The sequence below is a fragment of the Actinomyces dentalis DSM 19115 genome (genome assembly GCF_000429225.1).
GTDB lineage: Bacteria > Actinomycetota > Actinomycetes > Actinomycetales > Actinomycetaceae > Actinomyces > Actinomyces dentalis.
The window spans coordinates 116372-124751 of the sequence record NZ_AUBL01000004.1; the positions used below are offsets into that span (position 1 = coordinate 116372).

Consider the following 8380-nt stretch of genomic DNA (forward strand, 5'->3'; position numbering starts at 1 on the left):
GGGCCCGGGGAGTGCGGGGGCGCGGAAGATGCGGGGGAGCGCCGGAATCGTCAGACGGAGCCGGGGTTCGGACGGAGTGCGGGAGGCTCCGGGACGGCGCGCCTGGGGTCCCCGGCCGGAGCCCCGGAAACCCCCGAGCAATTGCCCCGTGGGCCTGGATTCGCGCCGGAAACGATGCTAAACTGTACACATGTTCGAGCACCTGGGTTCGGCTGCACCTCCCGCGCGAGTCAGCGCGACGGGGCCCGCCGGTGCGCCCGGGCGGGACGGGGTTCTCGATGAGGACTTCGGCGAGGGCCCCGACGCGGACGAGGAGGTCCTGGACCGCCTGGCCGCCATGGCCCCGGGCGCCCAACTCGCCGACGTCGTCGAACGGTTCCTGAGCCCGCTCCTGGGTCCGGCTCCGGCGGGGGACTCGCCGTCGGACTCCGGCGATTTGGACGAGGGGGAGTGCTTCCGCCTGTTCGGCCCCGGCGGCGAGGGGGCGCTCGTCGAGCGGGTGCTCGATCCGGGCGAGCGGGCGCTGCTGGAGGCGGCGGACCGCCTGCAAGTGGGTCCCGGCGGCGAGATGGCGGCCGAGGCCCTGGCGGACCTGGGGGCCCGGGCGCTGAGCGAGGTCGTCGCCGCGTGCCGGCGCCTGGCCTCCTGGGCGCACTGGGCCGAGGCCCTGGCGAGCGCCTGCCTGGCGCGCACCCCGGAGCTGCGCACGGGACCGGCCCCGCGGGGCCCGCAGGACGACGCCCCGCGCTTCGTGACGCCGCAGGAGAACCGGTTCACCGTCTCCAGTGAGATCGCCTGCCGACTGGGCGTCTCACGCTCCCGCGCGGAGCGGCTCCTGGACCGCGGCGAGGCCATGCTGTCGGGCGTGCTGGCGCCCACCGAGGCGCTGCACCGCGTGGGCCTGATCGACGAGGCCAAGGCGGCCGTCATCGCGGGCCGACTCACCGGCGTGAGCACGCAGACGGCCCGCGCCGTCCAGACCGAGGTCCTGCCCCGCGCCCCGCACCGCACGCACGCCCAGCTCGCGCGCGACCTCGACCGGTCGTTGACCGCCCTGGACCCCGACGGCGCCCGGGGGCGCCGTCGCCGCAACACCGCCCAGCGCCACGTGAGCCGGCCGCGGCCGGCGGGGGAGGGCGTGAGCGAGATGCGTCTACTCATGCCCACCGCCGACGCCTTCCTGGTGGACGCCACCCTCGACGCCGTGGCCGCCTCGGCGCGCGCCGCCGGGGATGAGCGCACCCCCGCCCAGCTGCGCGCCGACGCGCTGGTGGGAATGACCCTGGGTGCGCTGCGCACCTGCCAGCGCGACGCCTGCCGGCGGACCCCGGAGCGCTCCGAGCCCCCGAGCGGGACCCGGGCGGCGATCGCTCCCGCGTCCCCGGGCGCAGCCCCGGATTCCGCGACCGCGCCGGGTGATCCCGGGGCGGGCGCTGCCTCCGCCGTCGTCGATGCTGCCGACGCCGCTGGTACCGCCGCCGCGACCGTTGCCGATGCCGATCGTCGTCTCATGCCCGACGGCGTGCCCCTGGAGGGCATGCTCACCGCCCTGAGCGACCTCGTCGGGTCGAGCAGCCCGTGGTGGACGCCGTCGGGATCGGCGCCCGTGTTCCCGCCGCCCGGGCTGCAGGTCCTGGTCGACGTCACCGTCCCCCTGGACCACCTGGTTCAGGTCCTCGAGGACGAACCGCCCGGCTCGGACCCGCAGGCCCCGGACCCGCCGCCGGGCGCGCCCCCGGGCCGGGGCCCGGATTCCGGCGCGGGGGCCGAAGGGCCCCCGGGCTGCGGGTCTTCCGCTCACCGGTCCCCGGATTCCGGACCCGCCCGGTGCGAGGCCGTCCTGACCATGGGAGGGCGCAGTGCGCCCATTCCCGGGGTCACCGCCAGGGCTCTGGCCGCGGGCGGGACGTGGCGCAGACTGGTCACCGACCCGCTCTCCGGCGCCGTGCTCGACATCGGCCGCCGCCGCTACCGTCCGCCCGTCGCCCTGGCCGACCTGGTGCGCGCCCGGGACCGCGCCTGCACCCACCCCGGCTGCGAGGTGCCCGCGCGCCGCTGCGACCTCGACCACATCAGGCCGTGGGCGGCCGGCGGGACGACCTCCCTGACCAACCTCACCAGCCTGTGCCAGGCCCACCACCGCCTCAAGCACACGCCGGGGTGGTCGCTGAGCCGCGCCGACGACGGCTCCCTGGTCTGGCGGACCCCCTCCGGCGCGCGCTACCGGCGCGAGGCGGACGGCACGATCCTCCGGCTGCCCCGGCGGGTGGGCCCGCGCCACCTCATCGAGCCGGGCGGCCCCGTCCCCGACCACCTCGCCGCCGCGGTCACCGGCGCCGTCCTGGACCGGCTCGAACGGGGCCTGGCCGACGCCGCCCCCGCCGCCCTGACCACCCGCGGCCCCCGGCCCGGCCAGCAGCCCGGCGCCTTCGAGACCCGCCCCTACCCCCGGGCCCTCCACGCCCTGGGGCTGGCGGCCCTCCTCGACGAGGTCCCGGCCTTCTGACGGCCCGGCGGCGGCGTCCCGATGGCCCCGGCGGCCTCCTGCCGAATGTCGCCGCGGGTCACGCGGGCGGGTCTGGGGGCCTGGGCGCTGCGCCGTCGGCTGTGAGACGCGGCGCTGATAGCATCGGTTCCGCGCCCCGGCCGACGGCGGCCGGTGCGGGCGCGCCGGACCGCTTAGGAGACGATGACCAGAACCAGGGCCGGCAGGCCCTACCACATCGGCCTCACCCCCGAGGCGATTATCGACGTCGCCCTCGAGGCCACGCGCAACGCGGGGCTCGAATCGTGGTCGGTGCGCGATCTGGCCCGGCGCCTCGGCGTGGCCACCGCCTCGCTGTACCACCACGTCGGCGGGCAGGAGCTGCTGCGCCGTCGCGTCGTCGAGCGGGTCCTGACCATGGTCGGCTTCCCGACGCGGGTCCTGCCCTGGCGGGAGTGGTTCCGCGCGGCCCTGTTCCCCGCGCGCCCCGTCCTGGCGGGTCACCCCGGGACCGCCCGCTGGCTCCTGCTCCACGGTCCGGCCTTCCCCGCGATGATCCCCGTCGTCGACGCCGGCATCGCCTCGCTCCAGCGGGCCGGGTTCGGGGCGGACACGGCCAAAACGTACGCGGCCCTGTTCAACACGGCCCTGATGACCATCGCCTCCGCGGACGACCGGGCCGCTCACACCCGGTCGGCCGGGCGGGACCATGAGGCGCTCATGGACGAGTTCGAGGCGCTGGGACGCGAGAGCCCCGGGATCTCGCTGCTGACGCGCGACCTGGCGGGACGCCTGACCGGTTCGGCCGAGTCGGCCGCCTCCGTGCAGGACGAGTACTACCGCTTCGTCCTGGAGCGCCTCATGGACGGTCTCGAGGACCTCACGACGTCGCAGCGGTGAGCGCCGCGGCGCGGTGCGGCGGGGACGGGGGGCCGACCCCTCCCGGCCGGGTGCCGGGCCGCCCCGCGGCGGCGGTGCGGCGGGACTGCGGCACCGCCCGGCGGCGGTGACGGCAGCGGCGACAGCCATCGTCAAGGAACTTAGGTGCACCTATCCGGACACTGTGTTAATGTGGGCGCCGCGCCTCACCGCGCCGCAGGCACGGGGCGCTCGGCCGGGCCGATCCCTCCGCGGCGGCCGCACGGGAACGACCGCGTGGGAACAACCGCGCGGGAAGGGAGACTCTCATGAGCGATCACGATCAGCGCCGCCTCACCCTCGCGATGAGCGGCCGCGATCTCATGACCATCGGCATCTTCGCGGCCATCTACCTCGTGCTGTACTACGGCATCACCATGTTCGGGTTCCTCAACCCGGTCATGATGATCGCGACCCTGGGTCTGAGCGTCGTAGTCGGGGCGATCCCGTTCATGCTGTTCCTGGCCAGGGTGAAGCACGCCGGAATGGTCTTCCTGTTCACGCTCATCGTCGCCCTGGTGTGCCTGGTCCTCGGATTCCCGCCGGTGGCGGTCGTCCTCCTGATCGCCCTGTCCGTCGTCATCGAGGTCATTCAGGCGGTCACCGGCTACCGCTCGCGCTGGGCCGGAGTCATCTCCTACATCGTCTTCGCCATGTGGTACGCGGGTCCGCTCCTGCCCCTGTACTACGACCGCGCCGGCTACTTCAGCTCCATGGTCGCGAACGGCAGGGGCAAGGCGTACGTTCACCGCCTCGACGGGTTCCTGTCGACCGGGGTCCTCGTCGGCTACGACGTCGGCGTGGTCGTCCTCGGCCTCGTCGGCGGCGTCATCGCCCTCAACCTGCTGCGCAAGAACTTCGAGCGGGCGGGACTGGCTTGAGCGCGGCGTCGACGACGTCGCTCGGGGCCGCCGCGACCGCGCGGTCGGCCGACGTCGGGCATCCGGGCCCGACGGGTTCGCGGGGGAGGACCGATCCGCGCACGAGTCTGCTCCTGATCCTCGTGATCAGCATCCTGGTCATGGCGCCCGGAGGCGCGGTCTTCATCCCCGCGGGCGCGGCGCTCGGACTCCTCCTGGCTCTGGCCGACGGCGCCCGGAAGCACGCCGCCGCCCTCGCACTGGGCGTCGGCATCCTCGGATTCGGCTGGTGCGCGCTGCCGCGGCTCCTGCCCTCCATGCTCACCGCGGCCATCGGCCTGGCGGCGAACTACTTCCTCCGCTTCCTCGTCATCTACGGGGTGGGACAGCACCTGTTCCGCACGGCGACGCCCGGCACCATGACCGCGGCGCTGAGGGCCGCGCGCGTGCCGCGGGCGCTGACGGTGCCCATCGCCGTCATGCTGCGCTTCGTGCCCGTCGTCGCGGCCGAGGCGTCCGCGGTGCTCGACTCGATGCGCCTGCGCGGGCTCACCGGATGGCGCTCCGTTCTGAGGCATCCGGTCCTGAGCATCGGATGGTTCACGGTTCCCGTCATCGCCTCGACGCTGCGGGTCGGCGACGACCTGAGCGCGGCGGCCCTCCTGCGCGGCCTGGGATCCCACCGGCGACCGACCTGCCGCGTCCCGCTGCACCTGGGCCGGTCGGATCTGCTCTGGATCGGGATCGGCGCGGTGCTCGTGGCGGCCTGCCCGGTCGTCAAGGGACTGACGTGATCGCCGTCGCCGACGCGTCCTGGCGCTACGCCGCCTCGTCGGAGCCGACCCTGGAGCACATCGACCTGGCCGTCGAGCCGGGGGAGGCCGTCGCGCTGTGCGGCGCCAGCGGGTCGGGCAAGTCCACCCTGCTGCGCATGATGAACGGGCTCATCCCGCACCTGCACGAGGGGAGCCTGAGCGGGGGCGTGACGGTGGCCGGTCTGGACGTCGCGGCGAGTCCGCTCGAGGAGATCGGACGCCGGACCGGCACCGTCCTCCAGCACCCCCGGCGGCAGTTCTTCACCGCCACCGCGGTCGAGGAGACCGCCTTCGCGATGGAGAACTTCGGCACCGCCCCCGAGCGCATCCGCGCGCGCGTCGACGCGGTGATGCGGCGGCTGGGGATCCACGACCTGGCCGACCGCCCCCTGGCGCACCTGTCCGGGGGGATGCAGCAGCGGGTCGCCGTCGCCGCGGCCCTCGCGCACGAACCGGGTCTGCTTCTCCTGGACGAGCCGAGCTCGAACCTGTCGGCCGACGCCGTCGAGAACCTCGCCGGCGTGCTCCGCGAGCTGCGCCGCCTCGGGATCACCATCGTCCTGAGCGAGCACCGGCTCCACTACCTCGCCCCGGTCGTCGACCGGTTCGTGCTGCTCGAAAGGGGACGGATCGCCCGCGAATGGTCCGCCGAGCAGATCCTCGCGCTATCGGACGCCAACCTGGCCGCCCACGGGCTGCGCGACATCAGAGCGCCCGCGACGACGACGCTGCCCGCCGTCGTCGCGCACGGGGCGAGCATTGCGGCCGGCGGCCCGGATGACGGTGCCGGGATTCCGCCCGCCCCTCCGGAGCTCCGGCCGGCGTGCGGCGGGAAGGAGACGGGGAGCGGGCTCCGACTCGCGGATGTGCGCTGCGTCCTCCGGGGACGCACCGTGCTCTCCATCGACGACGCCTTCTTCCCCGCCGGGAGGGTGACGGCGATCTGCGGGCCCAACGGGGCGGGCAAGACGACGCTCGCGCGCACCATCGCCGGGCTCCAGCGGCATTCCGGCAGCATCTGCCTCGATGGGGCGGAGCTGAGCCGGCGCGAACGCCTCCGGTGCACCGCGATCGTTATGCAGGACGTCCAGCGCCAGCTCTTCACCGACAGCGCCCGGGCCGAGATCCGGCTGTCCGCCTCTCAGGCGGGGTCGGGCGCCGGCGCACTGGACGACGCCGAGGCGGACCGGCTGCTAGACGAGTTCGACCTGCTGCTCCACGCCGAGCAGCATCCGCTGGCGCTGTCGGGCGGGCAGCAGCAGCGCCTCGTCATCGCCGCCACCCGGTGCACGCGTGCGCGCATCGTCATCTACGACGAGCCCAGTTCGGGCGTGGACCGGCGGCACCTGGAGTCGATCGCGCGGGCCATCGGGGACAGCGCCCGGGGCGGCGCCGTCGTCCTGCTCATCACCCATGACGAGGAGCTGCTGGCCGCGGCGGCCGATGCGCGGCTCGACCTGCGTAGGCCCTGCCGGTGAGACAAGACGCGGCCCGCCTGCGGCGGGAACTCAGGCGAAGACGACGGTGCGACGGCCGTTGAGCAGGACGCGGTGCTCGGCGTGCCACTTGACGGCCTGGGCGAGGACCCGGCGCTCGACGTCCTGCCCCTTGCGCTGCAGGGCGAGGGCCGAGTCGGCGTGCGAGGCCCGGGTGACGTCCTGCTCGATGATCGGGCCCTCGTCCAGATCGGCCGTGACGTAGTGGGCGGTGGCGCCGATGAGCTTGACGCCGCGGTCGTGCGCCTGGTGGTAGGGCTTGGCGCCCTTGAAGCTGGGCAGGAAGGAGTGGTGGATATTGATGACGCCGCCGTGGAGGCGCTCGCACAGGGCGGGGGAGAGGATCTGCATGTAGCGAGCCAGAACCACGAGCTCCACGCCCAGGGAGTCGACCAGGCCGAGCAGCTCGGCCTCGGCCGCCTCCTTGGTGTCCTTGGCGACCGGGATGTGGTGGAAGGGGACGCCGTAGAACTCGGCGACGGACCGCAGGACCTCATGATTGCCGACGACGCCGACGACGTCGATGGGCAGGCCCTGGCTGGTGGCGCGGAAGAGGAGGTCGGACAGGCAGTGCGCCTCCTTGGACACCATGAGGAGGGTGCGCACGGGGCGGTCGACGGCGTCGAGGGACCAGCGCATGTCGTAGGTTCCGGCGAGTTCGGCCAGATCGGCCTCCAGTTCGGAGCGGGGCACGCGGGTCAGGACCGTGACGCGCATGAAGAACAGGCCCGTCTCGGGATCGCCGAACTGCTGGGACTCGGTGATATTGCCCCCGCGGCGGGCCAGCGCCCCCGAGACGGCGTGGACGATGCCGGGCCGGTCCGGACAGGACAGCGTGAGGACGAGGTGCTGCGCGTCGGAAGGAGGGGCCGTGGCGGCCGGGGCGGCGGGCGTGGTCATGACAGGAGGATAGCGGCGGCCGGTCGCAGTGGAGCCGCACGGGGGAGCAGTCGCGTGGCGGGCGAGGAGCAGGGCGATCTGTGTCGATCCGTGTCACTCCTCCGGCGGGTCGGCCGGCGCCACTGCCGGTCACTCCCGTGTCACCCCTCGGGCGGGTACTCGATCCGGCAGGTGCGTCCCCTCATCCGGAGAATCATGGCGACGTGCCCCATTGCGGCCCGATGCCAGGAGGCGGGCACCGAGCACCCCGCTCGGCGGGCCGCATCATCGTTCGGATAGACGACGAGAATGATCTCCCCGTTGTTCGACGCGTCTTCCGACTCGTTCAGGATGGTGCCGGCCGTCTCCTCGATCCACTCGATCCGCTGATCGATGACGGCCCACGCGGTGTCCGGGGCCGTGGTCTTGTAATCCCACGCCCGCTGCGAGCGGGGGTTGACGTCGAGCGCGTCGGCGAGGACGGGCCCGGAGATCCCGAGGAGTTCTCGCATGGTTCGGAACTCGGCCGGTGACCGAGAATCTTTATTGATTCGGGGCATGGTGCCTCCTCTTTCTTCGCACTTAACTTATAGGTGGTATCCCCGCTCGCGCGGGGTTTACGCGGCCGTCTTGCGGGCCCTGAGCTGGGCGGTGGGATCATCCCCGCTCGCGCGGGGTTTACCTGGAAGTCGATCCTGCTGCCGTTGTCGCTGGAGGGATCATCCCCGCTCGCGCGGGGTTTACACCGCTGCGGCGAGGAGAAGAATTCGGCGCCGGGGATCATCCCCGCTCGCGCGGGGTTTACGGGCTGCGCGACGACCTGCGCGCGGCCGCGGCGGGATCATCCCCGCTCGCGCGGGGTTTACCGGTCAACCTCCACCTGGCCGACGGCCGGGTCGGGATCATCCCCGCTCGCGCGGGGTTTAC

The 8380-nt window shown here is 73.7% G+C and carries 7 protein-coding genes and 1 CRISPR repeat array; of the genes, 5 read left to right on the plus strand and 2 right to left on the minus strand.

Annotated features, from left to right (window positions below):
- The first annotated feature begins 190 nt into the window (after positions 1-190).
- The 5 genes from G446_RS0102650 to G446_RS15545 all read left to right on the plus strand — a co-directional run bounded on the left by G446_RS0102650 (position 191) and on the right by G446_RS15545 (position 6556).
- Positions 191-2506, plus strand: coding sequence for an HNH endonuclease signature motif containing protein (locus tag G446_RS0102650; RefSeq protein WP_084778892.1), 2316 nt, complete (start codon positions 191-193; stop codon positions 2504-2506).
- Between the two features lie 183 nt (positions 2507-2689).
- On the plus strand, positions 2690-3385 hold the full coding sequence (locus G446_RS0102655; RefSeq protein WP_026408975.1) for a TetR/AcrR family transcriptional regulator: 696 nt from the start codon (positions 2690-2692) through the stop codon (positions 3383-3385).
- Between the two features lie 287 nt (positions 3386-3672).
- Positions 3673-4284 carry an MptD family putative ECF transporter S component gene (locus G446_RS0102660; RefSeq protein WP_026408976.1) on the plus strand — a complete coding sequence of 204 codons (612 nt, stop codon included), beginning with the start codon at positions 3673-3675 and terminating at the stop codon, positions 4282-4284.
- On the plus strand, positions 4281-5057 hold the full coding sequence (locus G446_RS0102665; RefSeq protein ID WP_281170202.1) for an energy-coupling factor transporter transmembrane component T: 777 nt from the start codon (positions 4281-4283) through the stop codon (positions 5055-5057). The genes G446_RS0102660 and G446_RS0102665 overlap by 4 nt, the downstream gene beginning before the upstream one ends.
- Positions 5054-6556: an ABC transporter ATP-binding protein gene (locus G446_RS15545; protein WP_051285587.1), complete on the plus strand. Its 1503-nt coding sequence runs from the start codon at positions 5054-5056 to the stop codon at positions 6554-6556. Before G446_RS0102665 ends, G446_RS15545 begins: the two co-directional genes overlap by 4 nt.
- Before the next feature lie 30 nt (positions 6557-6586).
- On the opposite strand, the gene purU is transcribed toward G446_RS15545, so the two are convergent.
- Both purU and G446_RS0102680 read right to left on the minus strand, forming a co-directional pair.
- Positions 6587-7474 carry a formyltetrahydrofolate deformylase gene (purU, locus tag G446_RS0102675; protein WP_026408978.1) on the minus strand — a complete coding sequence of 296 codons (888 nt, stop codon included), beginning with the start codon at positions 7472-7474 and terminating at the stop codon, positions 6587-6589.
- A 140-nt stretch (positions 7475-7614) separates the two neighbouring features.
- Positions 7615-7965, minus strand: a complete 351-nt coding sequence (locus G446_RS0102680) for a hypothetical protein (RefSeq protein WP_026408979.1) — start codon at positions 7963-7965, stop codon at positions 7615-7617.
- A gap of 80 nt (positions 7966-8045) precedes the next feature.
- Positions 8046-8380: a CRISPR direct-repeat array (repeat unit 29 nt; unit sequence GGGATCATCCCCGCTCGCGCGGGGTTTAC).

Excerpts from the sequence above, each read along its gene's own strand:
- G446_RS0102680 (WP_026408979.1), bottom strand. The coding sequence starts at position 7,965 with ATGCGAGAACTCCTCGGGATCTCCGGGCCCGTCCTCGCCGACGCGCTC.
- purU (WP_026408978.1), bottom strand. The coding sequence starts at position 7,474 with ATGACCACGCCCGCCGCCCCGGCCGCCACGGCCCCTCCTTCCGACGCG.
- G446_RS0102660 (WP_026408976.1), top strand. The coding sequence starts at position 3,673 with ATGAGCGATCACGATCAGCGCCGCCTCACCCTCGCGATGAGCGGCCGC.
- G446_RS0102650 (WP_084778892.1), top strand. The coding sequence starts at position 191 with ATGTTCGAGCACCTGGGTTCGGCTGCACCTCCCGCGCGAGTCAGCGCG.
- G446_RS0102655 (WP_026408975.1), top strand. The coding sequence starts at position 2,690 with ATGACCAGAACCAGGGCCGGCAGGCCCTACCACATCGGCCTCACCCCC.